The sequence below is a fragment of the Curtobacterium sp. MCBD17_021 genome (assembly GCF_003234525.1).
Taxonomy (GTDB): Bacteria; Actinomycetota; Actinomycetes; order Actinomycetales; family Microbacteriaceae; genus Curtobacterium.
Genome location: NZ_QKTS01000018.1, coordinates 13,198 through 39,799, shown reverse-complemented (window position 1 = coordinate 39,799; position 26,602 = coordinate 13,198). Strand labels below are relative to the sequence as shown.

Below are 26,602 nucleotides of genomic sequence, written 5' to 3'. Positions count from 1 at the left end.
TGTTCGGAGGGCGTTCCGTCACGGATGGCGTCCGACCTGGTCCGGAGTTCCGTCGGGAGCGGCCGCCCTGCTCGGTAGGGTCGGGCGCATGAGCACGGACCACGTCGACGTCGACTGGGAGCACGCCCGCGACACGAACCGCGCGAACTGGGACGACCGGGTGCCGATCCACGAGGGCGCCTACGCGCTCGACGCCTTCACCGACCCGGCCCACCGGTCGGACGTCGTCCGCGAGGACCTGCCGGCGCTCACGCCCTGGCTCCCCGGTCGGTCCCTCGACGGCCTGGACGTCTGCCACCTGCAGTGCCACATCGGCACCGACACCGTCTCGCTCGCGCGGGAAGGAGCGCGGGTGACCGGCGTCGACTTCTCGCGCCCGGCGCTCGTGTCGGCGGCGGCACTGGCCGAGCGGTCCGACGTCGACGTCTCGTGGGTCGAGTCCGACGTCCTCGACGCCCGGGCCGCCGTGACGGGCGACTTCGACGTCGTCTACACGAGCATCGGCACGATCTGCTGGTTGCCGGACCTGGACCGGTGGGCCGCGCAGGTGGCCGCACTCCTGCGACCCGGCGGGGTCTTCTTCATCCGCGACGGTCACCCGGCGCTGTACGCCCTGGACGAGGACGCCGACGAGCTCGTCACGCGCCACCGGTACTTCCCGGACGGGACCGCCCAGCAGTGGGAGGACGCGACCACCTACGCCGGCGACGGGACCGTGTCGCAGCCCCGCACGTACGAGTGGCCGCACCCGCTGTCCGAGATCGTGAACGCCCTGCTCGGCGCCGGACTCCGGCTCCGACGACTCGACGAGGGCCGGACGCTCCCGTGGCGCTTCAGCTCCCGCATGGAGGAGACCGGCGACGGGTCGTGGGCGTGGCCCGAGCAGGACCGCGACCGCATCCCGACGACCTACACGATCGTCGCCACCCGCGACTGACGCACCCGCGACCTGAGCGTCGTGGCGGACGGCGCTCCCGCTACTTGCGGAGCGCCGTGACGGGCGTCCCCCGCACCGCTTGGGCCGCGGGCCCGAGGGCGGCGGCCAGACCGGTGCAGACGGCACCGGTGAGCACGACGACGATCAGCCACGCGGGCACCGTCGGCCCGACGAGCACCGCCCCGTTCGTCGCGCCGAGGAGTGTGTAGGCGCCGGCCCACCCGTACGCCGTGCCCAGGACGACCCCGAGCACGACGGCGATCGCGATCGTCATGGCGGTCTCGACGAGGACGAGCGACCGGATCTGCTGCGCGGTGGCGCCGACGACCCGGAGGAGCCCGAGTTCCCTGCTGCGCTGGGCGATCGTCAGCGCGGTCACCGCCACGACCCCGGCGGCCGCGATGACCCCTGCCGCACCGACGAGTCCCGCGAACATGACCGCGAGCTGGTCGAACTGCGCCTGGATGCCGCGGTAGTACACCGGGTCGCCGGCGGCCTGCCGCTGGAGCATGGTCGCGTAGGTGGCGAAGCCGACCGAGAAGGTCGACATGAGGGTCACCGCGATGACGAGGCCGACGGTCGCCCGAGCGGTGCGCTTCGGTGCACGGAGGGAGTTCCGTGCGGCCATCGACGCGATGATGCTCTGCGTGCTCGCCGACGCGACGAGGCGGAGGACGGCCGGCAGGAGTACGGGGGACGCGATGACGACCCCGGTGAACGACAGTGCGCCGCTCGCCACGGCGAGCAGCAGGGCGTTCACGGTCGTGGCGCCGAGGACGAACGCCACGCCGATGCCGGCAGCCCCGGCGAGGAAGAACACGGCCGCGACGGCGTTCCGGGTCGTGGTGCGGGTCGCACCGGGCACCGGTTCGACAGCCGCGTCGAGCGCACGGAGTGGCGGGATCGACAGGACGTCCCGGGAGCCGATGCGGAAGGCGATGGTCGTGATGACCGCGACGAGCACGGCGATCGGACCCGAGGCGGGCGGGAGGAACCAGCCCAGCGGCGGGAGGACCGACGTTGCAGCCGCGATCGCGAGTGCGACGTTCGCGACGACCGTCCCCGCCACCACCCCGATGAGGGAGCCGACGGCCCCGGAGACCAGACCGACGCTCGTGATCTGGCGACGGAGCTGGGCGCCGGTGGCGCCGAGGACACGCTGCAGCGCCAGGGAGCGGGTCTGACCGGCGATCACCGTCGCGCAGGTGTTCGACGCGACGACGGCGCTGACGTACAGGGCGATCGCGATGAACACCCACGCCACGACGGGCAGGATCATCGCGACCGTCGCGCTCTCGCCGGTGCGCGCTCCCAGTTCGACGATGCGTTGCGCCGCTTCCGAACCGGTCACCATGAGGGCTCCGAGGCCGGCGGACAGGGCGGCGACGGACACCGTCGAACGGCTCTCGGACAGGGCGCGGACCCTCGTGCGGAGCCGACGAGGAGCGGGTCTGCCGCGATGACGTGGCACGGTCAGGACGCGCCGTCGCCCGTGTTCGGCGTCCAGGCGACCCATCGGTCCTCCTCGGACGCCAGGGACCAGGCGCCGCACCGGACGACGGTCTTCGCCGCGTACGCGTCGGGAGCCTCGGGGACGGTCATCACCGGTGCCGAGGTCCTCGGGACCGTGTCGCAGCCCTGCGCGCTCACGCCGTCGGCGCTGGTGAACACGACCGTCTCCGGCGCGTCCGCGTCGTCCTTCGCCGCCGTCCCCGTGACGGACGTGATGTCCGTCGCGTCCGCGGGCATCCACGCGGGCGGGGAGGCGAGGTCAGCGCGGCTGTCCGCATGGCCGCTGACCTGGTTGTGCATGGAGTCGCTCAGGGTGGCGCAGCCGGTCAGGGACAGCGCGCAGAGTGCGAGCGTGCCGAGGGCGAGCGTCGTGGTGGGGGTGTGGGACACGGGGTGCCTTTCGTCGTTGCTCCGATCCCATCGGATCGGGACGGTGGCCCGGATCGGTTCGGAGGAGGACCGTCGTGCTCCTCGGGGATGACATCCACTCATCCGGTCGTCACCGACGGGACCACCTGCCGGCCGGAGGCACCCACGAAAGTTTTCCGATCCTCCCGTCCGGCTTGTCCCGGCCGCCCGCCGGTCCCTAGCGTCGACGGCGGACGCACGATGCGAGGGAGCATGTGATGACGGAGGACCGGTTGCGGGTCGCGATGGTGGGCCACGGCTTCATGGGGGCCGCGCACTCGCAGGCCTGGCGGGTGGCGCCACGGTTCTTCCCGCTCGACCGTGAGCCCGAGATGACGGTCGTCGTCGGGCGCGACCCGGAGCGCACCGAGGCAGCCCGCGCCCGCTTCGGCTGGCAGCGCGCCGAGACCGACTGGCGCCGTGTCGTCGAGGACCCCGACATCGACGTCGTCGACGTCTGTTCGCCCGGCTCCTCGCACGTCGAGGTCGCGATCGCGGCGCTCGAGGCCGGCAAGCACGTCCTGTGCGAGAAGCCGCTCGCCAACACCGTCGCCGAGGCGGAGGCGATGGTCGCCGCCGCGGAGTCGGCCGCCACACGCGGGATCCGGTCGATGGTCGGCTTCAGCTACCGGCGCGTCCCCGCCCTCGCGTTCGCCCGCCAGCTCGTGCAGGCCGGTCGGATCGGCGAGGTCCGCCACGCACGTGCGCTGTACCTGCAGGACTGGCTCACCGATGCGGACGGGCCCATGACGTGGCGGCTGGACGCTGCGCTCGCCGGGTCCGGCTCGCTCGGCGACATCGGCGCGCACGCCGTCGACCTCGTCGAGCACGTCACCGGTGCCACGCTCGGCACCGTGAGCGGCACGCTCGAGACCTTCGTGCCCGAGCGGCCGCTGTTGGCCGACGGTGTCGGCCTGTCCGGCACGGCATCGGACGAGCGCGGGCAGGTCACCGTCGACGACGCCGCCTGGTTCCTCGGCCGTCTGACGGGAGGCGCGGCCCGGCCGGGTGGGACCGTCGCCACGTTCGAGGCCACCCGCTACGCGACCGGGCGGAAGAACGGCCTGACGATCGAGATCAGCGGGTCCACGGGCGCGGTCGCCTTCGACCTCGAGGCGATGAACGAACTGCGCGTGTACGACGCCACCGCCCCCGCTGGGGAGCAGGGCTTCCGGCGCGTGCTCGTCACCGAGCCGGAGCACCCGTACATGGCGAACTGGTGGCCGACCGGACACACGATCGGCTACGAGCACACCTTCGTGCACGAGGTCGTCGACTTCGTGACCGCGATCACGACCGGGCAGCAGCCGGAGCCGTCCTTCGCCGTCGGGCTGCACGTGCAGGACGTCCTCGACGCCGTGCAGCGGAGCGCCGCCGACGGCAGCGCCTGGACCCCCGTCACCGCCCGATGACCTGCCCCCACCCGATGACCGACCCCTTCCCCTCAGGAGCTGCATCCATGCAACGCCAGGCACTCGTCGTCCGCGGCGGCTGGGACGGGCACATGCCCGTCGAGACCACCGAGCTCTTCATCCCGTTCCTCCGCGACCACGGCTTCGACGTGCGCGTCGAGGAGGGCACCGCCGTCTACGCCGACCAGGCGGTCATGGCCGCCACCGACCTGGTCGTGCAGGTGAACACGATGTCGACGATCGCCGACGAGGAGTTCGCCGGTCTGCAGCGGGCGGTCCTCGCCGGCACCGGCATGGCCGGGTGGCACGGCGGCATCGCGGACTCGTACCGCGCCAACGCCGACTACCTGCACATGATCGGCGGCCAGTTCGCCCACCACGCGGGCAAGCACCCGGACGAGCGCGTGGGGGAGCAGTCGGACAACTACATCCCGTACACGGTGCACATGACGGACCTCGGCCGCGAGCACCCGATCACGCAGGGCATCGACGACTTCGACCTCGTCAGCGAGCAGTACTGGGTGCTCAGCGACGAGTACGACGACGTCCTCGCCACCACCACCCAGGAGGCCCGGAGCTGGGACGCCTGGAACCGCCCGGTGACCTCGCCGGCGATCTGGACACGGCAGTGGGGGAAGGGGCGGATCTTCGTCTCGGCGCCCGGGCACCGGATCGAGATCGTGGAGTCGCAGCCGGTCCGGACCGTCATCGAGCGCGGTCTGCTGTGGGCAGCCCGATGAGCGCCGCACCCCTCCGCGTCGGCATGGTCGGCGTCGGCAACATCAGCCGGCAGTACCTCGAGCAGTTCCCGTCGCTGCCGGACCTCCGGCTCACCGCGGTCGCCGACCTCGACACCGCCCGCGCTGCCGCCGTCGCCGCCGAGCAGGGCGTGCAGGCGCTCGGGGTCGACGAGCTGCTCGCGTCCGACGACGTCGACGTCGTGCTCAACCTGACGATCCCGGCTGCGCACGCCGAGGTGGCCCTCCGGGCGCTCGCCGCGGGAAAGCACGTCTACGGGGAGAAGCCCCTCGCGCTGAGCACCGCCGAGGCCGCTCCCGTCCTGGCCGCTGCAGAGGCCGCGGGCCTGCGGGTCGGCAGCGCGCCGGACACCGTCCTCGGCACCGGGATCCAGACCGCCCGTGCGGCGCTCGACGAGGGGCGAATCGGCACGCCGGTCGCCGCGGCGGTGTCGTGGAGCGCACCCGGCCACGAGCTCTGGCACCCGGCACCCGGCTTCTACTACCAGCCCGGCGGCGGCCCGCTGCTCGACATGGGCCCGTACTACCTGACCAGCCTCGTCACGTTCTTCGGCTCCGTGGTGCGCGTCAGCGGCACCACGACCCGGTCGACGCGACAGCGCACGGTCGCCACCGGACCGAACGCCGGTCAGGTCCTGCCGGTCGACGTCGACACCCACGTCGTCGCGGTCCTGGAACACGAGGGCGGGGTCGTCTCCACGATGACGGTGTCGTTCGAGGTCTGGGCGACCGAGGCGCCGCTGTTCGAGGTGCACGGCACCGCCGGGTCGCTGTCGGTCGCCGACCCGAACCGGTTCTCCGACCCCACCCGGATCGCCACCGCGGAGGACCGCACGTTCCGGGAGCTGCCGGAACTCGCCGGGCACCGGGACGCCGGGCGCGGGGTGGGCCTCGCGGACATGGCGCGGGCGATCGCCTCGGGGGAGCAGCACCGGGCCTCCGGCGAACTGGCGTTCCACGTGCTCGACGTCATGGAGTCCATCGCGACCGCGGGGCGGACGCACGCCGTCGTCGACGTCGTGAGTCGGGCCTCCCGGCCGGCACCGGTCCCGCTCACGTAGGCCGGACGAGCTGGAGCGGTACGAGGGCACCGTGCCCCCGTGCCCGCTGAGCGGGGCCTAGGTCCCGCTCAGTGCTTGCTCGTCCGCCGCGACCTCCTTCTGCACCGCGAACTGGGTCCGGTGCAGTTCCTCGTACCGCCCACCGGCGGCCAGCAGTTCCTCGTGCGTCCCGCGCTCGACGATCGAGCCGTCCTCGACCACGAGGATCAGGTCCGCGCTGCGGATGGTGGAGAGGCGGTGCGCGATCACCATCGCCGTCCGGCCTTCGAGCGCCTCGCTCAGTGCCGCCTGCACGGCGGCTTCCGACGTCGAGTCCAGCGCCGCCGTCGCCTCGTCGAGGATGACGACGCGCGGCTGCGCGAGCAGGAGCCGCGCGATGGTCATCCGCTGGCGCTCACCCCCGGACAGCCGGTAGCCACGCTCACCGACCATGGTGTCGAGCTGGTCCGGCAGGGACCGGATGAGCGGCTCGAACCGGGCACGGCGGACAGCGTCCCACACCTCGTCGTCGGACGCCTCCGGCTGCGCGAGGCGCAGGTTGGCGCCGATGGTCTCGTGGAACAGGTGGCCGTCCTGCGTGACCATGCCCATGGTGTGCCGCATCGAGGCGAACGTGACGTCGCGCACGTCCGTCCCCGCCAGGCGCACGGCACCGCTGTCGACGTCGTACAGGCGCGCGAGGAGCTGCGCGATCGTGGACTTGCCGGCACCGGACGTCCCTACGAGGGCGACGGTCTGCCCCGGCTCGATCCGGAAGGACACGCCGTGCAGCACCTCCTCGCCGCCGCGGGTGTCCAGTGTGGAGACCTCCTCGAGGGAGGCGAGGGACACCTTGTCCGCGGAGGGGTAGGCGAAGCGGACGTCGTCGAACTCGACCGCCACCGGACCGTCGGGGATCGTGACGGCGTCGGGCTTCTCCTGGATGAGCGGCTTCAGGTCGAGGACCTCGAAGACGCGCTCGAAGCTCACCACCGCGCTCATGATCTCGACCCGTGCGTTCGCGAGGCCGGTCAGCGGCACGTAGAGGCGGGTGAGGAGGAGCGCCAGGGTGACCACCGCGCCGGTGTCCAGCTGCCCGGCGAGTGCGAGGAACCCGCCGAGCCCGTACACGAGCGCGAGGGCGAGGGCGGACACGAGGGTCAGCGCGGTGACGAAGACGAACTGCAGCAACGCGGTGCGGACCCCGATGTCACGGACCCGGGCCGCGCGGACGCGGAACTCCTCGGCCTCCTCGTCGGGCCGGCCGAACAGCTTCACGAGGGTGGCGCCCGGCGCGGAGAAGCGCTCGGTCATCTGCGTGCTCATGGCGGCGTTGTGGTCGGCGGCCTCGCGGCGCAGCGCAGCCAGGCGGCTGCCCATGCGGCGGGCTGGCACGAGGAAGATCGGGAGCATGATCACCGCGAGCACCGTCACGAGCCAGGACGTGCTGAGCATGACGGTCAGGGTGAGGACCAGTGCCACGAGGTTCGTGACCACGCCGGAGAGCGTGCCGCTGAAGGCCTGCTGCGCGCCGATCACGTCGTTGTTGAGGCGGCTGACCAGGGCGCCCGTCCGCGTGCGCGTGAAGAAGGCGATCGGCATCTGCTGCACGTGGTCGAAGACGGCGGTGCGGAGGTCCAGGATCACGCCTTCGCCGATCCGCGCCGAGAACCAGCGTGTCAGGAGCGACACGGCGGCGTCGGCCACGGCGACGAGGGCGATGACGACGGCGAGCCAGACGATCGTGGCGACCGCGCCTCGGTCGACGATGACGTCGACGACCCGGCCGGCGAGCACCGGCGTCGCGACCGCGAGGAACGCCCCCACGACGGAGAGGCCGATGAAGACCACCAGCTTCGCCCGGTACGGCACGGCGAACGTCATGATCCGCCGGACCGACTCGCGGGAGAAGCCGTGCTTGCCGTCCCTGGCGGTCGAGATCTTGTACAGCGAGCTCCAGGCCGCGCTCTCCATGCTCATTGCAGTTCCTTCCGTGGCAACGGGCCCGACCGCGATGTCGGCATGCCCGAGACTGCGTCGTTCCGCACGGCGACGAGCAAGGGGCAAGAATACGGCCGATCGGCACACCTGGTGCGAGCGGGTGCGCGACCCGGCTCCCACGGAGTCGGCGGGCGGCAGTCGGACGGGCCGCCGGGACGGTCTGCTCGTCAGCCGCCGGACGCAGCCGAGATGCTGACCGGCGAGCCCACTGCGCTGCAGGCCGCTCCGACGGACTGGATGGCGTCCTGCAACTCCGCGTCGTCCGGATCGAGCGCGAGCGCCGAACCGTCGGCCGGGTGGTCCGTCAGCCACCACGTCTGCAGCTCGGCGACCGACGCGCCGACGTCCCCGACGGACGGGAGCCGTTCGTAGACGAAGCGCGCAGCGTCGAGACGAGACCGGTACGCCTCGTCGCCGAGCGCACCGCGCTGGTGTGCATCGGCGGCGTTGAACGTGATGGTCTCGACGGCGCTCACCTGCCCGCACACGGCAGCGGCGCTGACGTCGGTGTCGCCCGGTGCCAGCGCCCGGGGTGTCGCGCTGACGGTCACGGTCCTCGTCGGCACTGGTTCACCGGCCGTGCACCCGCTGAGCGCCACCGCCCCGATGGTGCTGATCACGAATGCGGTCATGACGTACGTGCTGCGTGCCCCCATGCGGATGATCCTGGCAGGGAGACCTGCGCCGAACCCACGAAGTCGATCGAGCGATGACGATTCGTGATGTCCGCTCCCGTGTGCACCGCCGGGCGCCCGCCTCTCTCGAGGCGCGGATCGCCGTGGCGCGCTCCATTTGTCGGCTCCGCCAACAAAACGGTTGCGCGAAGCGCTTCGACGCTGTTAGCGTCGCCGTCGCGAGCTCGTCGAAGCGCTTCACCGGCCCTTCGCCGGCGGCCCGCGAGCGACGACGACCGGCACGAGGAGGTGCGCACATGGTGACGATCCACGAGGTGGCGAAGGCCGCAGGCGTGTCGATCTCGACCGTCTCGTACGCCCTCTCCGGCAAGCGCAGCATCTCCGCCACCACCCGGGCGCGCATCGACCAGGCCGTCGCCCAGCTCGACTACCGCCCGAACGCCGGCGCCCGGATGCTCGCCGGCGCCCGCACGAACATCCTCGCCCTGTCCGCCCCGATCCGGGAGGACGCGCACCTGCCGACGCACATGCGCTTCGTCACCGCGGTGGTCGAGGCAGCGCGGGCCCACGACGACGACGTGCTCCTGCTCGCCCGCGACGACGAGGTCACCGGGATCCGCCGCGTGGTCGACAGCTCGCTGGTCGACGGGGTCGTCGTGCTCGGGGTGTCCACGGACGACGAACGGGCCGAGGTCGTGCGCCGTTCGGGTGCCGCCGCAGCCTTCGTCGGCGTCCCGGGTGACACCACGGGCCTGACGTGCATCGACCTCGACTTCGCCGAGGCCGGTCGTGCATCCGTCCGGCAACTCGCCGCCGCCGGGCACCGCAGCATCGGGGTCATCGGCCACCCCGCCACGTACGTGGAGCGGCACACGGGCTTCATCCGCCGCTTCGCCGACGCGTTCGAGGACGAGTGCCGGGCCGCCGGCATCGCCACGCTCGCGCTGTACCCGTCCCTCGACCGTGCCGACCAGCGCGCGGCCGCCGACGAGTTGCTCGCCGGACTGCCCGACATGACGGCACTCGTGTTCCACTGCAACGAGCCCGTCGTCGAGGCCGTCCTCGCCCACCTCGTGTCCCGGGGCGTCCGCGTCCCGGAGGACGTCAGCGTGCTCGCCGCGTGCGCGAGCTACGACACCGACGCGCTCGAGGTCCCCCTGTCCACCATCCCCCTCCCGCTCGAGGAGATGTGCCGCGGCGCCGTGGAGGGCGCCGTCCGTCAGGTCGACGGTGCCCGTGAACCGGGTGTCACCCTCCTCCGACCGCGGTTCATCGACCGCGGGTCCATCCGGCCGGTGCACTGACCGGCCCTGATCGGACATCGCCTTCGGCGGTCCATCGTCGAAGCGCTTCGATCATCACGACCAACCCAGCTCCGAAACCACCTACAAGGAAGTAGCGACATGAAGAAGTCACGCCTGCTCGGCGCACTCGCCGGGCTCGCCGCGACCGCCGTCGTCCTCACCGGCTGCTCGGCCGGCGGGAGCGCCGACGACCGCAGCAACGAAGACGGCAAGACCCTGAAGCTCTGGCACTTCGAGTCCGAGGACTCCGCCATGGGCAAGGCCTGGAAGGAGTCGATCAAGGTCTTCGAGAAGGAGACCGGCGCAAAGGTCGAGTTCCAGGAGAAGAGCTTCGAGCAGATCCGGAAGACGGCCAGCCAGTCACTGAACTCGGACCAGGCCCCGGACCTCATCGAGTACAACAAGGGCAACGCCACGGCTGGCCTGCTCGCCAGCCAGGGCCTGCTCAGCCCGCTCGACGACGCGGTGGAGAAGTACGGCTGGGACGACAAGCTCGCCAAGTCGCTGCAGACCACGGCCCGGTACGACGAGAAGGGCGTGATGGGCTCCGGCTCCTGGTACGGCGTGCCCGACTACGGCGAGTACGTCGAGTTCTACTACAACAAGGAGCTCTTCGAGAAGTACGGCGTCGAGGTCCCGAAGACCGAGGCCGACCTCGAGAAGGCCATGGCGACCTTCGAGTCGAAGGGCGTCACGCCGCTCGCCGAGTCGGCAGCGGAGTACCCGCTCGGCCAGCTCTGGTACCAGCTCGCGCTGACCAAGGCAGACCGGAGCTGGGTCGACGACTACCAGCTGTACAAGAACCCGGTCGACTTCTCGGACGAGCAGATCAGCTACGCCACGAAGACGATCCAGGACTGGACCGACAAGGGCTACATCTCGAAGGACGCCACCGGCATGAAGGCCGAGGACGCGGGCACCGCCTTCATCAGCGGCAAGTACCCGATGTTCTTCTCCGGCTCGTGGTGGTACGGCCGCTTCGGCACCGAGATGCAGCAGGACTGGGGCACGTTCCTCTACCCCGGCGCCGAGATGTCGCCCGGCTCGTCGGGCAACCTCTGGGTCGTCCCGACCAAGGCGAAGAACAAGACGCTCGCCGAGGAGTTCATCGACATCACGCTCCGCCCCGAGATGCAGGCGATCATCGGCAACAACGGTGGCGTCCCGGTCGCGGCGACCGAGTCCGACATCACGGACGAGAAGAGCAAGGAACTCATCGCCAACTTCAACACGCTCACCGAGCGTGACGGCCTGGCGTTCTACCCCGACTGGCCCACCTCGACCTTCTACGACCAGCTGAACGCCGGTCTGCAGAGCGTCCTGAACGGCAGCAGCTCGCCGAAACAGGTCAACGAGGAACTCGGCCAGCAGTACGCCGACGGCGTCAAGGCCGTCACCGGCTGAACCGGCCGCCGCTGACGCGGTCATCCCGGGAGGCACGGTGCAGGTCCGACCCGCACCGCGCCTCCCGGCCCCCTCACCCCGCAGACCCTCACCTCCCCGGAAGGGAAGCCCGACGATGGCGTCCAGTCCTCCGATCGCGCCGCTCCGTGGCCGCGTCCCCCGCCCCCGCCGCCGCGACGACGGCGCGATCATGCCCGCCTCCGGCCGCGGCAGCTACTGGTTCTACCTGCTGCCCGGCTTCGTCCTGCTGGCCGCGATCATCCTCGTGCCGCTCGGCTGGAACGTGTACCTGTCGTTCACGAACTACCGCGGGATCCTGCCGCCGCAGTTCACCGGCCTCGACAACTGGCGCCGTCTGATGGCCGACGGGCAGTTCTGGATCTCCTTCCGGAACAGCATCGTGATGATCCTCGCGATGGTGATCGTGCCGACCAGCCTCGGGCTCGTCCTCGCCGCCGCACTGTTCGACGTCATCGGCAAGAAGTTCGGCGGCAAGCTCGCGAGCTTCCTCCGCGCCACCTACTACCTGCCGCAGATCCTGCCGGCCGTCATCGCGGCGATCGTCATCGGGTGGATCCTCCGCCCGGAGAACGGCGCCCTCAACGCGGTCCTCGGCGCGGTCGGGCTCTCCGGACTGCAGCACAACTGGCTCGGCAGCCCGGACACCGCACTGCTCTCCGTCGCGGTCGTCCTCGTCTGGGTGCAGATCGGCTACCCGGTCGTCGTGTTCATGGCGGCACTGCAGCGCGTCGACCCGGAGCTCTACGAGGCCGCCGAGCTCGACGGCGCGAACTGGTTCCAGCGCTTCCGCTCCATCACCGTCCACATCATCCGGCCCGAGATCTTCGTCGTCGTCCTCACCTGCACGATCGCGGCACTCAAGGTGTTCGGTCCCGTCTACGCCCTGACCGGCGGCGGCCCCGGCAACGCCACGATCGTGCCGAGCTACTACTCGTACAGCCAGTTCTTCCAGGCGCAGCAGGTCGGCTACGGCGCGACCATCGCCACGGCCCTGACGGTCGTCATCGTCATCGTCGCCATCGGGTTCATCGCCGCCCAGAACCGGGCCGAACGCAAGGAGGAGGCACGATGACCGTGTCCGCACCCGACACCAGGGCGACCGTCACCGCGGACGCGGGACGGGCCTCCCGGCCGACGACGGCGAAGCCGCGCAAGCGGCCCGGTGAGGGTGGGATCAAGCGGCCCTCCGACTGGGTCGTCCTCGCCGGTGGGATCGTCATCGCGGTGCTCATCGCCGCGCCGTTCCTGCTCATCCTGCTCAACTCGTTCAAGACGCCCGCGGACTACGCCGCCGGCGGGCCGCTCGCCTGGCCGTCCCAGCTGTCCTTCGACGGCATCACGACGTTCTGGAACCGGGTCGACTTCCCGCTGAAGCTCTGGAACAGCGTGTTCATCAGCGGCATGGTGGCACTGCTCGCGGTGCTCATCTCGATCCTCAACGCGTTCGCGATCGGCATCGGCCGGGTCCGCTACCGCACCTGGATCGTGGTGCTGTTCATGCTCGCGAACATGCTGCCGCAGGAGGTGCTGCTCTACCCGCTCTACATGATGTTCAAGGGCATCGGACTGTACGACAACGTGTGGAGCGTCATCATCGTCTTCACGGTGATCCAGTCCGCGTTCGGCACCTACCTGCTCTCCAGCGTGTACGGCACCTTCCCGAAGGAGATCCTCGAGGCAGCGGCGCTCGACGGCGCGGGCCGCTGGCGGGTGCTCTGGCGGGTCATCGTCCCGATCAGCCGCCCGACCCTGTCGGTCCTGCTCATCTTCTTCTTCATCTGGACGTGGAACGAGTTCCTCATCCCGCTGACCTTCCTGGTCAGCAACGACAACCAGACGGTCCCCGTCGCGATCTCCCTGCTGCAGGGCGACCGGCTCATGGACGTCACGACCACGAGCGCTTCGGCCCTGCTCGGGCTCATCCCGACGCTCGTGTTCTTCCTCATCTTCCAGCGCACGCTCGCGCGCGGCATCACGGCAGGAGCGGTCAAGTAATGAAGTTCACCGACGGGTTCTGGCAGCTCAGGCCCGGAGTCCACCCCGTGTACGCCGCCGAGGCGTACGACATCGACGCACGGCAGTCGCCCGAGGGTGACCGCCTGGTCGTCACGGCACCGACCAAGGTCATCGCGTCGCGGGGCGACACCCTCAACCGTCCGACCCTCACCGTCTCGCTGTCCAGCCCCATGGAGGGCGTGGTCACCGTCCGCGTCGAGCACCACCGCGGTCGCCGACCCGAGCTGTCGTTCGACCTGGTCGGCCAGGAGGCGGGGCACGGCTCCGTCACGGTCGAGGACGGTGTCGGGACCCTCACTTCGGGCGACCTGTCGGCCGTCGTCACGCCCGGGGCGCCGTGGGACCTCCGGTTCCTGTCCGAGGGGCGGGTCCTGACCGGCTCCGGGCACAAGTCGCTCGGGTACGTCACGCTCGAGCCCGGCGCCGAGGTGTCGCGCGGAGTCGTCGGCAACGCCCGGGTCCAGGGCGCGGACGCCCCCGCGTCGGACACGTTCGTGCACGCGCAGCTCGACCTCGGCGTCGGGGAGCTCGTCTACGGACTCGGGGAGCGCTTCGGGCCGCTCGTGAAGAACGGGCAGACCGTCGACATCTGGAACGCGGACGGCGGCACGTCCAGCGAACAGGCGTACAAGAACGTGCCGTTCTACCTGACGAACCGCGGCTACGGCGTTCTCGTCGACCACCCGGGGCACGTGTCCTTCGAGGTCGGGTCCGAGACCGTCGAGCGCGTGCAGTTCTCGGTGCCGGGGGAGTCACTCGTCTTCCACGTCATCGGCGGCGGCACCCCCGCGGGCGTGCTCGAGCGGTACACCGCGCTGACCGGTCGCCCGGCACACGTGCCGGCCTGGTCGTACGGGCTGTGGCTGTCGACCTCGTTCACGACCGACTACGACGAGGCGACCGTGACCTCGTTCGTCGACGAGATGGCCGCCCGTCAGCTGCCCGTCTCGGTGTTCCACTTCGACTGCTTCTGGATGCGCGAGTTCACCTGGTGCGACTTCGAGTGGGACCCCCGGGTGTTCCCCGACCCCACCGGCATGCTCGAGCGGCTGCACGACAAGGACCTGCGCGTCTGCGTCTGGATCAACCCGTACATCGGGCAGGCGTCGAAGTTGTTCGACGAGGCGGCCGATGCCGGCTACCTCGTGATGAACCCCGACGGCACGGTCTGGCAGTGGGACCTGTGGCAGGCCGGCATGGGCCTCGTCGACTTCACCAACCCCGAGGCCACCGCCTGGTACCAGGCGAAGCTCCGGGCGCTCGTCGAGCAGGGTGTCGACTGCTTCAAGACCGACTTCGGCGAGCGCATCCCCCTGGACGTCGTCTACGCCGACGGCAGCGACCCCGAGCGCTTGCACAACCTCTACACGCAGCTGTACAACCAGGCGGTGTTCGAGGTGCTCGAGGAGACCCGCGGGAAGGGCGACGCCGTGCTGTTCGCCCGCTCCGCCACGGCCGGGGGGCAGCAGATGCCGGTGCACTGGGGTGGCGACAACACCTCGTCGTTCCCGTCGATGGCCGAGACCCTGCGCGGCGGGCTCTCGCTCGCGCTGTCCGGCTTCGGCTTCTGGTCGCACGACATCGGCGGGTTCGAGGGGATGCCCGACCCGGCCGTCTTCAAGCGCTGGGTGCAGTTCGGGCTGCTGTCGTCGCACAGCCGGTTCCACGGCAGCAGCTCCTACCGGGTGCCGTGGGCGTTCGACGAGGAGGCCGTCGACGTCACGCGGATCTTCACCGAGCTGAAGCTCCGGCTGATGCCGTACCTGTACGCGGCCGGGCTCGAGGCGTCGGCGCGGGGGATCCCCGTCATGCGCCCGATGCCGCTGGCGTTCCCGGACGACCCGACCGCGGCGTACTGCGACCGGCAGTACATGCTCGGCGCGGACCTGCTCGTCGCGCCGGTGTTCAGCGAGACCGGCGACGTCGAGTACTGGCTGGCCGCCGGCTCGTGGACGAACTGGTTCACGGGCGAGGTCGTTCCCGGCGGGGTCTGGCGGCGTGAGCAGCACGGCTTCGACACGCTGCCGCTCTGGGTCCGCGAGGGCGCCGTGCTCCCGCTGTCCACGCGGACCGACCGGCCGGACCACGACTACCACGAGGCGCTCGAGTTCCGGGCGTTCCCGGGCTCCGCGGGTGCCGGCGCCCGGCCCGTCGTGGTGACGGCGCCCGACGGCCGTGCTGTGACGTACGAAGTCAGGTACGCGGCGGACGGCACGGTCAGCGTCGCCGGCTGACCCGCGGCGAGCCTCGGCTCGGCGGACGTCTCGCGGCTCCGGAGGCTGCAGGATGTCCGCCGGGCCGAGGCTCGGCCTGGCGGAGCGCCGCGGGCGGGCGCCGTGCCGCGCACTACGCTGACGGGGACCACGACGGATCGGAGCGGACATGGCGGAGGCGAGCACGGCCTCCCGTCCGGTGCGCACCACGGACGTCGTCCGGCGGCGCAACCTCGCCCGGGTCCTGCGGCTCGTGCACGTGGGCGGGCCGATGCCGCGCTCGGCACTGACGCGTGAGACCGGGCTGAACCGGTCGACCGTCGCTGCCCTCGTCGGAGAGCTCGTCGACCTCGGCCTCGTCGTCGAGGGGGACGCGCCACCCGCGACCGGCGTCGGCCGTCCGAGTGCGACCGTGTCCGCGTCCGCCGAGGTCGTCGCCCTCACGATCGTCCCCGAGATCGACGCTGTCACGCTGGCCGTCATCGGTCTGGACGGCACCGAGCACGAACGTCGTACCGTCCGGACCTCGACCGTCTCCACGCCGGATGAGGCTCTGACCATCGCCACTGATCTCACCGCCGCCGCGGTCGAGCGCCAGCGGATCGCAAGCCGTCGGGTCGTCGGCGTCGCCGTCTCCGTCCCCGGCATCGTGCGCGTCGACGACGGCGTGGTCCGGTACGCACCGCACCTGGCCTGGCGGGACGAGGCCTTCGCCGCGCCGCTGGCTGAGCGCACCGGGCTGCCGGTCCGGGCTGCGAACGACGCGAACCTCGGTGTCACCGCGGAGTTCCTGTACGGGGCCGGCCGTGGCGCCACCGACGTCGTCTACGTCAACGGCGGCGCGAGCGGCATCGGCGGCGGGATCATCACCGGAGGCCGTCCCCTGACCGGCACCGACGGGTACGCCGGCGAACTCGGGCACACCTTCGTCGCCGCCAACGGCATCCGGTGCCACTGCGGCGCGGTCGGCTGCCTCGAGACCGAGGCTTCGCAGGCGGCACTGCTCGACGCCGCGGGACTCGGGATCGCCGAGGCCGACCGGCTCGGGGAGGTCCTCGCCGACGGGCCCGGGCCGGAGCTCGCCGCGGTCGTCGAGCGGCAGGTCACGGCGCTCGCCGTCGCCATCCGCAACGTGGTGCACACCGTCAACCCCGACGTCGTCGTGCTCGGCGGGTTCCTCGGCACGCTGCTCCGGCACGTCGGCAGTCGGCTGGAGGACGCGGTCCGCGCGCAGACGATGACGGCGATGGGCGAGGACCTGCGGATCGTGCCGGCTGAACTCGTCGGCAGCGTGCTGTTCCGCGGTGCGGCCGAGCTCGCGTTCGCGTCGCTGCTCGCGGATCCCGCCGCGGGCTGACGCCGCTCGTCGGTGCGGACGCTCCGGACGGGAGGCGCGGGGCCGGACCGTCACCGGCCTCCGGGGCGCCGATCTGGATGGGATCGCGGACGCCCGCCGCAGTTCGGGTCAGGGGCGGGCGTCCACGGCCAGCGCGTGCCTCCGGGAGTGGCAGGCGCGAGTCGTCGCTCCACGAGGTCAGGGTCCCTCGTGTGCCTTCCGGCTGGGCGACTGGAGCGACGCTACGCCGTCCGGCTGGGGCGTGTTCAGGTCCGGCCGCGGGTGCCGCTCGACGGCTTGGTCGGGCGGCTGGATGACGGGCGGGGGCTCAGGTCGCCTTGCGACGACGTGGGGCTGCAGAGCGCGGCGGTGCCTCGCGCAGGCGGCCGGCAACCATGCCGAGGATGCCGGCGAGTGCCTCGGTCTCGTCGTCCGACAGCGACGCGAACAGGAGTTCCCGCACGAGGGCGATGTGCCCGGGGAACACCGCTGCGAGCACCTCGCGCCCGGCGTCGGTGATGGTCACGACGACCCGGCGTTCGTCCTCGGGGGACGCCGACCGCGACACGAGCCCGCGCTGGTCGAGCAACTGCGCCTGGTACGTGAGACCGCTCCGGCTGTAGACGACGCCGTCGGCCAGTTCGGTCATGCTCCGGCTGCCGCTCGGGGTGTCGCCGAGTCGCGCGAGCAGCTGGAACTGCACGTAGCTGAGCGCCCCGACGTCCTTGAGCTGCTTCTCGACCGCGGGGCGGAGCAGGGCGCTCACCTCGGTGAAGGACAGGTAGGCGGACAGTTCCGCGGCGGTCAGTGGGCGTGGGGTCTCCGGCACGATCTCGATCCTACCTGTTGCTTCGAGTTCGAAGCAGTGGTACGTTCCTGGCAAGTGCTTCGAACTCGAAGCAACAACGAGAGGAAACGACCATGAAGGCCATCCAGTTCTCCGAAGTCGGCGGCCCCGAGGTGCTCCGCACCGTGGACATCGAGCAGCCCGTCCCGGCTGCGGGCGAGGTTCGCGTGCGCGTCGCCGCCTCCGCGTTCAACGCCGCTGACAACGGCATGCGAGCGGGGTTCCTCCCCATCCCGGTCGTCCTGCCGCACGTCCCCGGCTACGACGTCTCCGGCACGGTCGACGCCCTGGGCGCCGGCGTCGACGGGCTCGCCGTCGGTGACGCCGTCATCGGGTTCCTGCCGATGGAGCGCGACGGCGGCGCTGCGGAGTACGTCATCGCGCCCGCCGAGGCCCTGGTGCACGCACCGACGAGCATCCCGCTCGAGGACGCCGCGGCCCTTCCGTCCGTCGCACTCACCGCGTGGCAGGCACTCGTCGACGACGGTGGACTCGAAGCCGGGCAGCGCCTGCTCGTCGTCGGAGCCGGTGGCGTCGTCGGGAAGTACGCGGTCCAGCTCGCCAAGCAGTGGGGTGTGCACGTCATCGCGACCGCGAGCCCCCGCAGCGCCGACGCCGTGCTCTCAGCGGGCGCGGACGAGGTCGTCGACCACACGACGACGGACCTCGCCGACGCCGTCACCGAACCGGTCGACGTCCTGCTCAACCTCGCGCCGATCGAGCCCGAGGAGTTCACCCGTCTCGTCACTCTCGTCCGTGACGGTGGTGTCGTCGTCAGCACCACGGCCTGGATGGCAGCTCCCGACGACGCCGAGCGCGGCGTCCGCTCCGCCGTGGTGTTCGTGCTGCCGAACCGCGACCGCCTGGCACGGCTGGTGGCGATGGTGGACGACGGCTCGCTCCACGTCGAGGTCACCCGCCGTATCCCACTGGACGCGCTGCCGGCCCTGCACGCGGAGGCGAGCACGGGTCGCATCGCCGGGAAGGTGGTCGTCCTGCCCTGAGGTGCACGACGCTCGGAGCGATCACCTCATGGAGTCGGCACTCCGACCCCGGGCGGCGATCGCACCACCTCGACCGCCCCGTTCTTGTCGAGGACCCCCGGGAAGTCGAACCGGGCGGACCTCCCCGTCGTGCGGCGGCCGGCCCGTCCCGGTTCCCCCGGGCCGGGTCAGCGGCCGCCCCACCACGCGTGGTCACGGGCCTGCAGAGCCACCCGTGCCCGCCGCGCCCACCGACGCGTCGGCGTGGCACGGCGACCGTTCACGCGGAACGTGTGGAAGGCGCGACGCGTCCGCAGCACGGCGGACGGGAGGCTCGAGAACGGTCGCGCGGACACCCGCACCGTGAGCGAGCGGTCGGCCAGCACCCGCCAGGCCGGGTCGAACTGCATGCTGAGGTCGATGTCGTCGTGCACCTCGGGGTCGTCCCGGTGCACACGGTCGCGGACGGCGAGCCAGGTCGAGCGGCGGAGCGCAGCGGCGGACCCGAAGAGGGGCGGACGGCTGAGGGCCCCGTGCATGAGGACGAAGTACGGCTGCATGTAGAGGACCGGCCAGAGTGCCCGGACGACCGGACCGGCGTCGAGCGGACGGCCGGGGCCGGTGACCGCGACGACGCCCGGGTCGACGAGCAGGTCGACCGCGGTGGCGATCCACTCGGGCGGGGGGACGGAGTCGGCGTCGAGTCGGACGATGACGTCACCCCGGGCTGTGTCGTAGCCCAGCGAGGCCGCCCTGGCGATCCCGCGAGCCGGCTCATTGCGCACGACGGCGCCCGCGGCCCGTGCCACCTCGGCGCTGTCGTCCGAACTGCCGTTGTCCACCACGACGAGCTCGTCGGCGGGGTGGGTCTGCGCCGCCAGGGCGTGCAGGCAGCGGCGCAGGTGTCGGGCGTCGTTCCGGACCGGGATGACGACCGACACGGATGGCATGGCCCGAGCCAACCGGAGGGTCACTGGGAAGACGCGCCGATCCGGGCAGCTCCTGGCGTTCTGGGGAGGGTCGGCGCCGAGATCCGCGCGGATCGGCGTTCCTGGATGCCATCCCAGTGTCCGGCGCGCAGGTTCGGTTCCACACGCCGAGGGTGCACCGCCCTCGGTGACGAGAAGACCGGAAGGCCGACCATGACCACGAACCCACCCGGGAACGACTCCGGGACGCCCATCCACGACGCCACGGCTGCCGCCGAGGGTCACGAGATCCAGCCCGGCGTCACGGTCCCGTCCTACGCGAGCGGAACGCCCGTCGAGCGCCCGACCGGCTTCGACGACCTCGAGCCACTCGACGCGATCCCCGCCGACCAGCAGCTCCCCGCAGGGACCTCCGCCACGAGCAGCCTGACCGCCACGCCGTCCACTGCGGGTCACGACGACTCCGGCTCGGACTCGAGCGGTGGCAAGGCCAAGGCCCAGGCCGCCAAGGGTGCCGCCTCCGACGTCGCCGGTGACGCCAAGGAGAAGGCCGCGAACGTCGCCGGCACCGCCAAGGAGCAGGCCGCGAACGTCGCCTCCGAGGTGTCCGACCACGCCCGCCAGCTCTTCGGCCAGGCGTCCGGCACCCTGAAGGACCAGGCCTCGGACCAGCAGCAGCGCGCTGCCGGTGGCCTGCGCACCATCGGTGACCAGCTCGGCAAGATGGCTGACAACGACGACGAGCAGGGCCTCGCCGCGAAGGTCGTCCGCGACCTCTCCGGCCGTGCCAGCTCCTTCGCCGGCTACCTCGAGGGCCGCGAACCGGGCACCCTCATCGAGGACGTGAAGTCCTTCGCCGCACGTCGCCCGGGCACCTTCATCGCGATCGCCGCCGGCGCGGGCATCCTCGCCGGACGCCTCACCAAGGCGCTCACGACGGAGATCAAGCACGAGAAGGAAGCCGAAGCCCGCAGCACGACTGCGACCTCCGGCACCACCGGCTACGACGCCCCGACGAGCACCACCGGGTACGACACCACCGGACTCGGCACCACCGGTGCGACCGGCTTCGGCACCACGGGCACGACCGGCACCGGCACCACCGGGACGGGGCCGCTCGTATGACCGATCCGTTCCCCGGCGCGTCCGGTCGGACGGTGCCCGGGCAGCCCACCCCCGAGGAGCGCGCCGCGACGACGCCGCTCGGCGAGCTGCTCTCCGAGGTGTCCCGCGACCTCTCGACCCTCTTCCGGCAGGAGGTCGCGCTCGCCAAGGCAGAGCTGACCGACTCCGCGAAGAAGGCCGGCAAGGGCGCAGGCATGTTCGGCGGCGCAGGCGTCGCGGGGCTCTTCGCCCTGCTGTTCCTGACGATCGCCGCGTGGTGGGGTCTCGGTTACCTCATCGGCAACGCGTGGTCCGCAGTGATCATCGCCGTGATCTACGCCGTCGTCGCAGCGATCCTCGCGTCGCGCGGTCGCAAGGAGATCAAGCAGATCGACGGCGCCCCCCAGACGGTCGAGACCGTCAAGGAAGTCCCCGAGACACTCAAGCCCAACACCGGGAGGAACTGATGAGCACCCCAGACGAGATCCGCGCCGACATCGAGCGCACCCGTGGCGCACTCGGCTCGGACGTCGACGCACTCGCCGACAAGGTGAGCCCGTCGCAGATCGCCCACCGCCAGTCCGAGAAGGTCAAGGGCAAGTTCCAGGACGTCCGTGAATCGGTCATGGGTGCTGCCGGCAGCGCTCGCGACTCCGTCATGGGCGCGGCCGACTCGGCTCGCTCCAGCGTCTCGGGCTCCGGTTCGAACGCCGCGGGTTCCGTGAAGGACACCGCGTCGCGCGGTGTCGAGAAGGCGAAGGGCAACCCGCTCGCCGTCGGCCTCATCGCCTTCGGTGTCGGTTGGCTCGCCTCCTCGCTCCTGCCGTCCTCCACCAAGGAGGAGGAGCTCGCCGGCGAGCTGAAGGACAAGGCCGCGCCGCTCGTCGACAAGGCGAAGGAGCAGGCCAAGGACGCCAGCGCCCCGCTCGTCGACGCCGCCAAGGAGCACGCGCAGGACCTCAAGGGCACCGCGCAGGACGCGGCCCAGACCGTCAAGGACGAGGCGCAGGGCGCCGCGTCCGACGTGAAGGACAACGCGCAGTCGTCCGCGGACGACGTCCGCAACGCCTGACGGACTCCGTCCAGGACGGGAGGCCCGGTACCAGCTGGTACCGGGCCTCCCGTCCGTTCCGGGTCGGTTCCGCCGTGGAACATCCGGTGCCCGCGGACCTGGGGCGGCGGTCGCCGCCCGCGGAGCAGGGTGGAGCGATGCCCGACACCCCCTCCACCGCCGTCCTGTTCGACATCGACGGCACCCTGGCCGACTCGAACTACGCCCACATCGACGCCTGGTGGCGCGCCTTCCGCGCCGCGGGCGAGTCGGTGGACGCCTGGCGGGTGCACCGGGCGATCGGGATGGACTCGTCGAAGTTGCTCGAGGAACTCCTGCCGGAGGCGACGGACGAGGTCCGGGACACCGCGAAGCAGTTCCACACCGCCTTCTACTCCGAGCACATGCCGCAGCTGCGCCTGCTGCCCGGTGCCCGTGAGCTGCTCGAGGCCGTGGCCGCGCGCGGGCACGCCGTCGTCCTCGCGACGAGTGCCCCGCAGAACGAGCTCGACCGTCTGCTCGAGCTGCTCGACGCCGACCAGTGGGTGACCGCGGTCACGAGTGGCGAGGACGTCGAGCAGGCCAAGCCGGCGCCGGACATCATCGAGGTGGCCCTCGAGAAGGTCGGTGTCGACGCCGCGTCCGCCGTGATGGTCGGCGACGCCATGTGGGACGTCGACTCCTCCGGGCGCGTCGGGGTCACGTGCATCGGCGTCATGACCGGTGGCATCGGCGGGGACGAGCTCCGCGGTGCCGGCGCCGCCGCCGTGTACGACGACGCGGCCGCGCTGCTCGCGGACCTGGACGCCAGCCCGATCGGCTCGCTCGGATCCTCCGGTCGCGGCGAGTGACGGGCGTGCCGGTGCGTGCACCGGTGCACCGGACGCCGTGTCAGGATGGACGATCGTGATCACCATCGAACGCGTGCCCTGGGACGACCCGCGCGGAGTCGCACTCCGCGCCACCATGGACGAGGAGATGCACGAGCGGTACGGCGACGCGAACTCCGGTGAGGCCCCGGAGGTCACCGCGGAGCGCAACCGCGTGCTCACCGTCGACCCGACGACCGTCATCACCTCCCTGCTGGCGGTCGACGAGGACGGCACCGTGCTCGGGCACATCGCCGTCCGCCGACTCGGCGAGGAGATCGAGCTGAAGCGCCTCATCGTCCTCGCCGCCGCTCGTGGCAAGGGCGCCGCGACCGCGCTGCTCGACGAGTGCGCCCGCGTCGGACGGGAGCAGGGCGCCGAGCGCCTCATCCTGCAGACCGGCGACAAGCAGCCCGAGGCCGTGGCCCTGTACGAGAAGACCGGGTGGGACCGCATCGACGTGTACGAGCCGTACGCCGAGACGATGCCGTGGTCGTACTGCTTCGCGAAGGCGCTCTGACCGCTGACCCTGGGAATCCGCTCGGCTCGAATTGCACTGATCGCCTGACAGTGCAATTCTTGGCCGGTGAGCACTGCTGAACGGACGCGGGCCCTCCGCCGCCGCATGGTCGAAGAGGCCCGTCGTGCCGTCGTCGACGGCGGACTGCAGGGCTTCACGATCGAGCAGCTCTGCGAGCGCGTCGGGGTGTCGCGGCGGACCTTCTTCAACCACTTCGCGTCGAAGGAAGACGTCGTCCTCGGCATCGAGCTCAACGCCGACACCGAGATGCTCGCCGCGTTCGCCCGGGGTGAGCTCGTCCCGGCGACCCTCGGGCCGTTGCACTCGGTGGTCGCGATGATCATCGAGCACCTCCACGTCGCGGGCATCGACCGCGCCGACGAGGCCCTGGTGCGCCGGGTGTTCGAGCGGGAACCCGTGCTCACGGCGCGCTTCCTGTCCGCCACCGACGCCCAGGTCGCGAAGGTCGCCGAAGCGGTGCGCGACCGCTTCGGCTGGACCGTCCCCGACGACCCGCGTGCCCGGCTCGTGAGCGAAGCCGCCATCGGCATCGTCCGGGTGAGCGCCGCCGCGTACTTCGACGACGACTTCGACGAGTCCACCGGGCCCCGCTTCGACGAGCTCCTCGACACGAACACCCGCCTGATGACGGCGGCCATCACCACGCCCGACCAGGAAGGCACCGCATGAGCGCCACCGCTCCGAGCACCACGCGCCGGGGGCGCCAGCAGACCGACGGGCCGCTGCTCCTCACGCAGCGGCGCATCTGGATCATCTTCTCGGCCCTCATCGCCGGCATGCTGCTGTCGAGCCTCGACCAGACCATCGTCTCGACCGCCATGCCGACCATCGTCGGCGAGCTCGGAGGCGTCGCCCACCAGGCCTGGATCACGACCGGGTACCTGCTCGCCTCCACCGTCGTGATGCCGATCTACGGCAAGTTCGGTGACGTGCTCGGCCGGCGCAACCTGTTCCTCGTCGCGATCGCACTGTTCACGCTGGCGTCGCTCGGGTGCGCGCTGTCGACCGACTTCTGGCAGTTCGTGGTCTTCCGCGCACTGCAGGGTCTCGGCGGCGGTGGCCTCATGATCCTGTCGCAGGCGATCATCGCGGACATCGTCCCGGCGTCCGAGCGCGGCAAGTACCTCGGTCCGCTCGGGGCGATCTTCGGCCTCTCCGCCGTCGGAGGGCCGCTCCTCGGCGGGTTCTTCGTCGATCACATGACCTGGAACTGGGCGTTCTGGATCAACATCCCGGTCGGCATCGCCGCGTTCGCGGTCGCGTGGTTCGCGCTGACGCTTCCGAGCAAGAAGGCGACGAAGCGGATCGACGTCCTCGGGGTCGCCCTGCTGTCGGCGACCACCGCGTGCCTGGTCTTCTTCACCGAGTTCGGCGGCAACCGCAACCACGGCTGGGACGCCCCCGAGACCTGGGCGTGGGGTGCCGGGTTCCTCGTCGCCGCGGCGTTGTTCGTGTTCGTCGAGTCGCGCGCGACCGACCCGATCATCCCGCTGTCCTTCTTCCGCAACCGCACCTTCGTCATCGCGACGGCGATCGGTTTCGTGCTCGGACTCGGCATGTTCGCCGCGATCGGCTTCGTCCCGACGTTCCTGCAGATGGCCTCGGGCACGTCCGCCGCGGTGTCGGGCCTGCTGATGCTGCCGATGATGGTCGGCCTCATCGGCACGTCGATCCTCTCCGGCACGCTCATCACGAAGACCGGTCGGTACCGCGCGTTCCCGATCATCGGCACGATCGTGGTCGGGGTCGCGATGCTCGGCATGACGACCCTCGCGGCCAGCACCCCGATCTGGTTGATCTGCGTGTACCTGTTCGTGTTCGGCGCCGGGCTCGGCCTCATCATGCAGGTCGTGGTCCTCGTGGCGCAGAACGCCGTTCCGCCGGAGCAGGTCGGCACCGCGACGTCGACGAACAACTACTTCCGTGAGGTCGGTGCCTCCCTGGGTGTCGCGGTCTTCGGTGCGCTGTTCGCCTCGCGCCTGACCGACTCCCTGACCGACGTGTTCCGTGATGCGGGCGGCAGTGCGACGGACGCGGCGAGTGCGAGCGCGAGCATCGACCCGACGCAGCTGGCGACACTCCCCCCGGCCGTGCAGGACGGGATCGTCAACGCGTACGCCGACTCGCTGTCGCCCGTGTTCTGGTACCTGCTGCCGTTCATCGCCGTCGCGCTCGTGCTCGCGTTCTTCATCCCGCAGATGCAGCTCGCCGACGTCGCCGGCATGGTGGCGCGTGGTGAGGCCGTCGGCGGAGCGGAGGCCGACGAACTCGAGCGGGCCCGCCGCGAGGGCAATGCTCGGTCCGGGTCGGAGCCCGACAATCGACCGGTCGGTGCCGCCACCGGCTCGGTGCCGACCACGCGACAGGACGAGTAGGTGCACCCCGTGGGCACCGTCGCCGTCGTCGGCTCGCTGAACGCGGACCTGGTCATCCGGACCGAGCGCTTCCCCCGGCCCGGGGAGACCCTGCACGGGTCCGACCTGGTGACCCTGCCCGGTGGCAAGTCCGCCAACCAGGCGGTCGCCGCCGCGCGACTCGGCGGCACCGTGCGGATGATCGGCGCGGTCGGCGACGATGCGGCCGGCGCCCTGCTCCGGGACTCGGTCGCGGCCTCCGGCACCGACACCACGCACGTCGTCGTCCGACCAGGCGTCGCCACGGGGACCGCCGTCATCACGGTCGACGCGCACGGCGAGAACACCATCGTGGTGTCCGGCGGCGCCAACGCCACGCTGGCCCCCGCAGACCTGCCGACGGACGTCGTCGCCGGCGCCACGGTGGTCGTGCTCTGCCTCGAGGTCCCGACCGACGTGCTGCTCGCCGCTGCCCGGGTGGCGCACGAGGCCGGCGTCCTGGTCCTCCTGAACGCGTCACCGTCCGGCGACGTCCCGCGGGAGCTCCTCGCCCTGACCGACGTGCTGCTCGTCAACGAGCACGAGGCGGCCGACCTCGGCGACCACGGGGTCGCCCGTGCGATCGTCACCCGGGGTGCCGACGGTGCGGTCGTGCACGACGGCGACGCTGCACCGGTCGCGGTGCCGGCCGTCACCGTCGACCCGGTCGACACCACCGGCTGCGGGGACGCGTTCACCGGGGCCGTCGCCGTCCGGCTCGCGGAGGGGGACGACCTCGTCACGGCGGCACGGTCCGCGGTCGGCGTCGGTGCGTACGCCGCGACCGGTGCCGGCGCGCAGGCGTCCTACCCGACCACGGACCAGCTCGAGGCGTTCCTGCGGGCATGAGCCGGGCCTCCCGGCAGACCCGGCGGAACCGGCGGACCC

25 protein-coding genes are annotated in these 26,602 nt (G+C 71.5%); 19 read left to right on the top strand and 6 right to left on the bottom strand.

Translation table 11 applies throughout. From position 1 onward, the window contains the following. Positions 1-88 precede the first annotated feature (88 nt). Positions 89-937: a bifunctional 2-polyprenyl-6-hydroxyphenol methylase/3-demethylubiquinol 3-O-methyltransferase UbiG gene (locus DEI83_RS14155; RefSeq protein ID WP_111082584.1), complete on the top strand. Its 849-nt coding sequence runs from the start codon at positions 89-91 to the stop codon at positions 935-937. Positions 938-977: 40 nt separating this feature from the next. Here the strand turns inward: DEI83_RS14155 and DEI83_RS14150 are convergent, their stop codons facing one another. Both DEI83_RS14150 and DEI83_RS14145 read right to left on the bottom strand, forming a co-directional pair. Next, positions 978-2,330 carry an ABC transporter permease gene (locus tag DEI83_RS14150; RefSeq protein ID WP_181431242.1) on the bottom strand — a complete coding sequence of 451 codons (1,353 nt, stop codon included), beginning with the start codon at positions 2,328-2,330 and terminating at the stop codon, positions 978-980. 80 nt (positions 2,331-2,410) lie between these two features. Next, positions 2,411-2,839, bottom strand: a complete 429-nt coding sequence (locus DEI83_RS14145) for a hypothetical protein (protein WP_111082582.1) — start codon at positions 2,837-2,839, stop codon at positions 2,411-2,413. A gap of 236 nt (positions 2,840-3,075) precedes the next feature. Between DEI83_RS14145 and DEI83_RS14140 the strand changes: the two genes are divergently transcribed. Genes DEI83_RS14140 through DEI83_RS14130 form a run of 3 tightly spaced genes read left to right on the top strand, consistent with a single transcriptional unit; the run spans position 3,076 to position 6,088 of the window. Continuing rightward, positions 3,076-4,269, top strand: a complete 1,194-nt coding sequence (locus DEI83_RS14140; RefSeq protein ID WP_111082581.1) for a Gfo/Idh/MocA family protein — start codon at positions 3,076-3,078, stop codon at positions 4,267-4,269. Between the two features lie 47 nt (positions 4,270-4,316). Next, positions 4,317-5,009, top strand: coding sequence for a ThuA domain-containing protein (locus DEI83_RS14135; RefSeq protein ID WP_111082580.1), 693 nt, complete (start codon positions 4,317-4,319; stop codon positions 5,007-5,009). Continuing rightward, positions 5,006-6,088: a Gfo/Idh/MocA family protein gene (locus DEI83_RS14130; protein WP_111082595.1), complete on the top strand. Its 1,083-nt coding sequence runs from the start codon at positions 5,006-5,008 to the stop codon at positions 6,086-6,088. Before DEI83_RS14135 ends, DEI83_RS14130 begins: the two co-directional genes overlap by 4 nt. A gap of 57 nt (positions 6,089-6,145) precedes the next feature. Here DEI83_RS14130 and DEI83_RS14125 read toward each other — a convergent pair whose 3' ends face one another. Both DEI83_RS14125 and DEI83_RS14120 read right to left on the bottom strand, forming a co-directional pair. Continuing rightward, positions 6,146-8,047 carry an ABC transporter ATP-binding protein gene (locus DEI83_RS14125; RefSeq protein ID WP_111082579.1) on the bottom strand — a complete coding sequence of 634 codons (1,902 nt, stop codon included), beginning with the start codon at positions 8,045-8,047 and terminating at the stop codon, positions 6,146-6,148. Positions 8,048-8,235: 188 nt separating this feature from the next. Next, a complete protein-coding gene (locus tag DEI83_RS14120; protein ID WP_111082578.1) occupies positions 8,236-8,724 on the bottom strand; it encodes a hypothetical protein in 489 nt (162 codons plus the stop codon). A 275-nt stretch (positions 8,725-8,999) separates the two neighbouring features. Between DEI83_RS14120 and DEI83_RS14115 the strand changes: the two genes are divergently transcribed. From DEI83_RS14115 to DEI83_RS14090, 6 genes are all read left to right on the top strand, one after another. Then, positions 9,000-10,007 (top strand): LacI family DNA-binding transcriptional regulator, encoded by a 1,008-nt coding sequence (locus DEI83_RS14115; protein WP_111082577.1) that lies wholly within the window; start codon positions 9,000-9,002, stop codon positions 10,005-10,007. 99 nt (positions 10,008-10,106) lie between these two features. Continuing rightward, positions 10,107-11,411: an extracellular solute-binding protein gene (locus DEI83_RS14110; protein ID WP_111082576.1), complete on the top strand. Its 1,305-nt coding sequence runs from the start codon at positions 10,107-10,109 to the stop codon at positions 11,409-11,411. Between the two features lie 190 nt (positions 11,412-11,601). After that, complete coding sequence (locus DEI83_RS14105) at positions 11,602-12,504, top strand: carbohydrate ABC transporter permease (RefSeq protein ID WP_181434279.1); 903 nt, start codon at positions 11,602-11,604, stop codon at positions 12,502-12,504. Beyond that, positions 12,501-13,427, top strand: a complete 927-nt coding sequence (locus DEI83_RS14100) for a carbohydrate ABC transporter permease (protein ID WP_111082574.1) — start codon at positions 12,501-12,503, stop codon at positions 13,425-13,427. The genes DEI83_RS14105 and DEI83_RS14100 overlap by 4 nt, the downstream gene beginning before the upstream one ends. Next, the gene (gene yicI / locus DEI83_RS14095; protein WP_111082573.1) at positions 13,427-15,682 is read left to right on the top strand and encodes an alpha-xylosidase; all 2,256 of its coding nucleotides are present in this window, start codon (positions 13,427-13,429) and stop codon (positions 15,680-15,682) included. Before DEI83_RS14100 ends, yicI begins: the two co-directional genes overlap by 1 nt. A gap of 148 nt (positions 15,683-15,830) precedes the next feature. Next, on the top strand, positions 15,831-17,018 hold the full coding sequence (locus DEI83_RS14090; RefSeq protein WP_111082572.1) for an ROK family transcriptional regulator: 1,188 nt from the start codon (positions 15,831-15,833) through the stop codon (positions 17,016-17,018). Between the two features lie 307 nt (positions 17,019-17,325). On the opposite strand, the gene DEI83_RS14085 is transcribed toward DEI83_RS14090, so the two are convergent. Continuing rightward, positions 17,326-17,826 (bottom strand): MarR family winged helix-turn-helix transcriptional regulator, encoded by a 501-nt coding sequence (locus DEI83_RS14085; RefSeq protein ID WP_111082571.1) that lies wholly within the window; start codon positions 17,824-17,826, stop codon positions 17,326-17,328. 92 nt (positions 17,827-17,918) lie between these two features. Here DEI83_RS14085 and DEI83_RS14080 point away from each other — a divergent pair, with 92 nt between their 5' ends. Continuing rightward, positions 17,919-18,848: an NADP-dependent oxidoreductase gene (locus tag DEI83_RS14080; RefSeq protein WP_111082570.1), complete on the top strand. Its 930-nt coding sequence runs from the start codon at positions 17,919-17,921 to the stop codon at positions 18,846-18,848. 167 nt (positions 18,849-19,015) lie between these two features. On the opposite strand, the gene DEI83_RS14075 is transcribed toward DEI83_RS14080, so the two are convergent. Then, entirely contained in the window at positions 19,016-19,777 is a 762-nt protein-coding gene (locus DEI83_RS14075) for a glycosyltransferase family 2 protein (protein ID WP_111082569.1), read from the bottom strand. Between the two features lie 192 nt (positions 19,778-19,969). Here DEI83_RS14075 and DEI83_RS14070 point away from each other — a divergent pair, with 192 nt between their 5' ends. From DEI83_RS14070 to DEI83_RS14035, 8 genes are all read left to right on the top strand, one after another. Beyond that, positions 19,970-20,881, top strand: coding sequence for a hypothetical protein (locus DEI83_RS14070; protein WP_111082568.1), 912 nt, complete (start codon positions 19,970-19,972; stop codon positions 20,879-20,881). Continuing rightward, the gene (locus DEI83_RS14065) at positions 20,878-21,327 is read left to right on the top strand and encodes a phage holin family protein (RefSeq protein ID WP_181431241.1); all 450 of its coding nucleotides are present in this window, start codon (positions 20,878-20,880) and stop codon (positions 21,325-21,327) included. The genes DEI83_RS14070 and DEI83_RS14065 overlap by 4 nt, the downstream gene beginning before the upstream one ends. Further along, positions 21,327-21,932 carry a DUF3618 domain-containing protein gene (locus DEI83_RS14060; RefSeq protein ID WP_258371232.1) on the top strand — a complete coding sequence of 202 codons (606 nt, stop codon included), beginning with the start codon at positions 21,327-21,329 and terminating at the stop codon, positions 21,930-21,932. Before DEI83_RS14065 ends, DEI83_RS14060 begins: the two co-directional genes overlap by 1 nt. Positions 21,933-22,069: 137 nt before the next feature. Beyond that, the gene (locus DEI83_RS14055; protein WP_111082567.1) at positions 22,070-22,762 is read left to right on the top strand and encodes an HAD family hydrolase; all 693 of its coding nucleotides are present in this window, start codon (positions 22,070-22,072) and stop codon (positions 22,760-22,762) included. Between the two features lie 55 nt (positions 22,763-22,817). Continuing rightward, positions 22,818-23,300 carry a GNAT family N-acetyltransferase gene (locus tag DEI83_RS14050; protein ID WP_258371231.1) on the top strand — a complete coding sequence of 161 codons (483 nt, stop codon included), beginning with the start codon at positions 22,818-22,820 and terminating at the stop codon, positions 23,298-23,300. A gap of 66 nt (positions 23,301-23,366) precedes the next feature. Continuing rightward, positions 23,367-23,990, top strand: a complete 624-nt coding sequence (locus tag DEI83_RS14045) for a TetR/AcrR family transcriptional regulator (protein WP_181431239.1) — start codon at positions 23,367-23,369, stop codon at positions 23,988-23,990. Continuing rightward, positions 23,987-25,696 (top strand): MDR family MFS transporter, encoded by a 1,710-nt coding sequence (locus tag DEI83_RS14040; protein WP_111082565.1) that lies wholly within the window; start codon positions 23,987-23,989, stop codon positions 25,694-25,696. Before DEI83_RS14045 ends, DEI83_RS14040 begins: the two co-directional genes overlap by 4 nt. Continuing rightward, positions 25,697-26,563, top strand: coding sequence for a ribokinase (locus tag DEI83_RS14035; RefSeq protein ID WP_220036808.1), 867 nt, complete (start codon positions 25,697-25,699; stop codon positions 26,561-26,563). The last annotated feature ends 39 nt before the right edge of the window (positions 26,564-26,602 follow it).

What these genes read in the sequence shown, in the direction of transcription:
- DEI83_RS14155 (WP_111082584.1), top strand. Translation starts at nt 89, where the DNA reads ATGAGCACGGACCACGTCGACGTCGACTGGGAGCACGCCCGCGACACG.
- DEI83_RS14140 (WP_111082581.1), top strand. Translation starts at nt 3,076, where the DNA reads ATGACGGAGGACCGGTTGCGGGTCGCGATGGTGGGCCACGGCTTCATG.
- DEI83_RS14135 (WP_111082580.1), top strand. Translation starts at nt 4,317, where the DNA reads ATGCAACGCCAGGCACTCGTCGTCCGCGGCGGCTGGGACGGGCACATG.
- DEI83_RS14130 (WP_111082595.1), top strand. Translation starts at nt 5,006, where the DNA reads ATGAGCGCCGCACCCCTCCGCGTCGGCATGGTCGGCGTCGGCAACATC.
- DEI83_RS14125 (WP_111082579.1), bottom strand. Translation starts at nt 8,047, where the DNA reads ATGAGCATGGAGAGCGCGGCCTGGAGCTCGCTGTACAAGATCTCGACC.
- DEI83_RS14120 (WP_111082578.1), bottom strand. Translation starts at nt 8,724, where the DNA reads ATGGGGGCACGCAGCACGTACGTCATGACCGCATTCGTGATCAGCACC.
- DEI83_RS14115 (WP_111082577.1), top strand. Translation starts at nt 9,000, where the DNA reads ATGGTGACGATCCACGAGGTGGCGAAGGCCGCAGGCGTGTCGATCTCG.
- DEI83_RS14110 (WP_111082576.1), top strand. Translation starts at nt 10,107, where the DNA reads ATGAAGAAGTCACGCCTGCTCGGCGCACTCGCCGGGCTCGCCGCGACC.
- DEI83_RS14105 (WP_181434279.1), top strand. Translation starts at nt 11,602, where the DNA reads ATGCCCGCCTCCGGCCGCGGCAGCTACTGGTTCTACCTGCTGCCCGGC.
- DEI83_RS14100 (WP_111082574.1), top strand. Translation starts at nt 12,501, where the DNA reads ATGACCGTGTCCGCACCCGACACCAGGGCGACCGTCACCGCGGACGCG.
- yicI (WP_111082573.1), top strand. Translation starts at nt 13,427, where the DNA reads ATGAAGTTCACCGACGGGTTCTGGCAGCTCAGGCCCGGAGTCCACCCC.
- DEI83_RS14090 (WP_111082572.1), top strand. Translation starts at nt 15,831, where the DNA reads ATGGCGGAGGCGAGCACGGCCTCCCGTCCGGTGCGCACCACGGACGTC.
- DEI83_RS14080 (WP_111082570.1), top strand. Translation starts at nt 17,919, where the DNA reads ATGAAGGCCATCCAGTTCTCCGAAGTCGGCGGCCCCGAGGTGCTCCGC.
- DEI83_RS14075 (WP_111082569.1), bottom strand. Translation starts at nt 19,777, where the DNA reads ATGCCATCCGTGTCGGTCGTCATCCCGGTCCGGAACGACGCCCGACAC.
- DEI83_RS14070 (WP_111082568.1), top strand. Translation starts at nt 19,970, where the DNA reads ATGACCACGAACCCACCCGGGAACGACTCCGGGACGCCCATCCACGAC.
- DEI83_RS14065 (WP_181431241.1), top strand. Translation starts at nt 20,878, where the DNA reads ATGACCGATCCGTTCCCCGGCGCGTCCGGTCGGACGGTGCCCGGGCAG.
- DEI83_RS14060 (WP_258371232.1), top strand. Translation starts at nt 21,327, where the DNA reads ATGAGCACCCCAGACGAGATCCGCGCCGACATCGAGCGCACCCGTGGC.
- DEI83_RS14055 (WP_111082567.1), top strand. Translation starts at nt 22,070, where the DNA reads ATGCCCGACACCCCCTCCACCGCCGTCCTGTTCGACATCGACGGCACC.
- DEI83_RS14040 (WP_111082565.1), top strand. Translation starts at nt 23,987, where the DNA reads ATGAGCGCCACCGCTCCGAGCACCACGCGCCGGGGGCGCCAGCAGACC.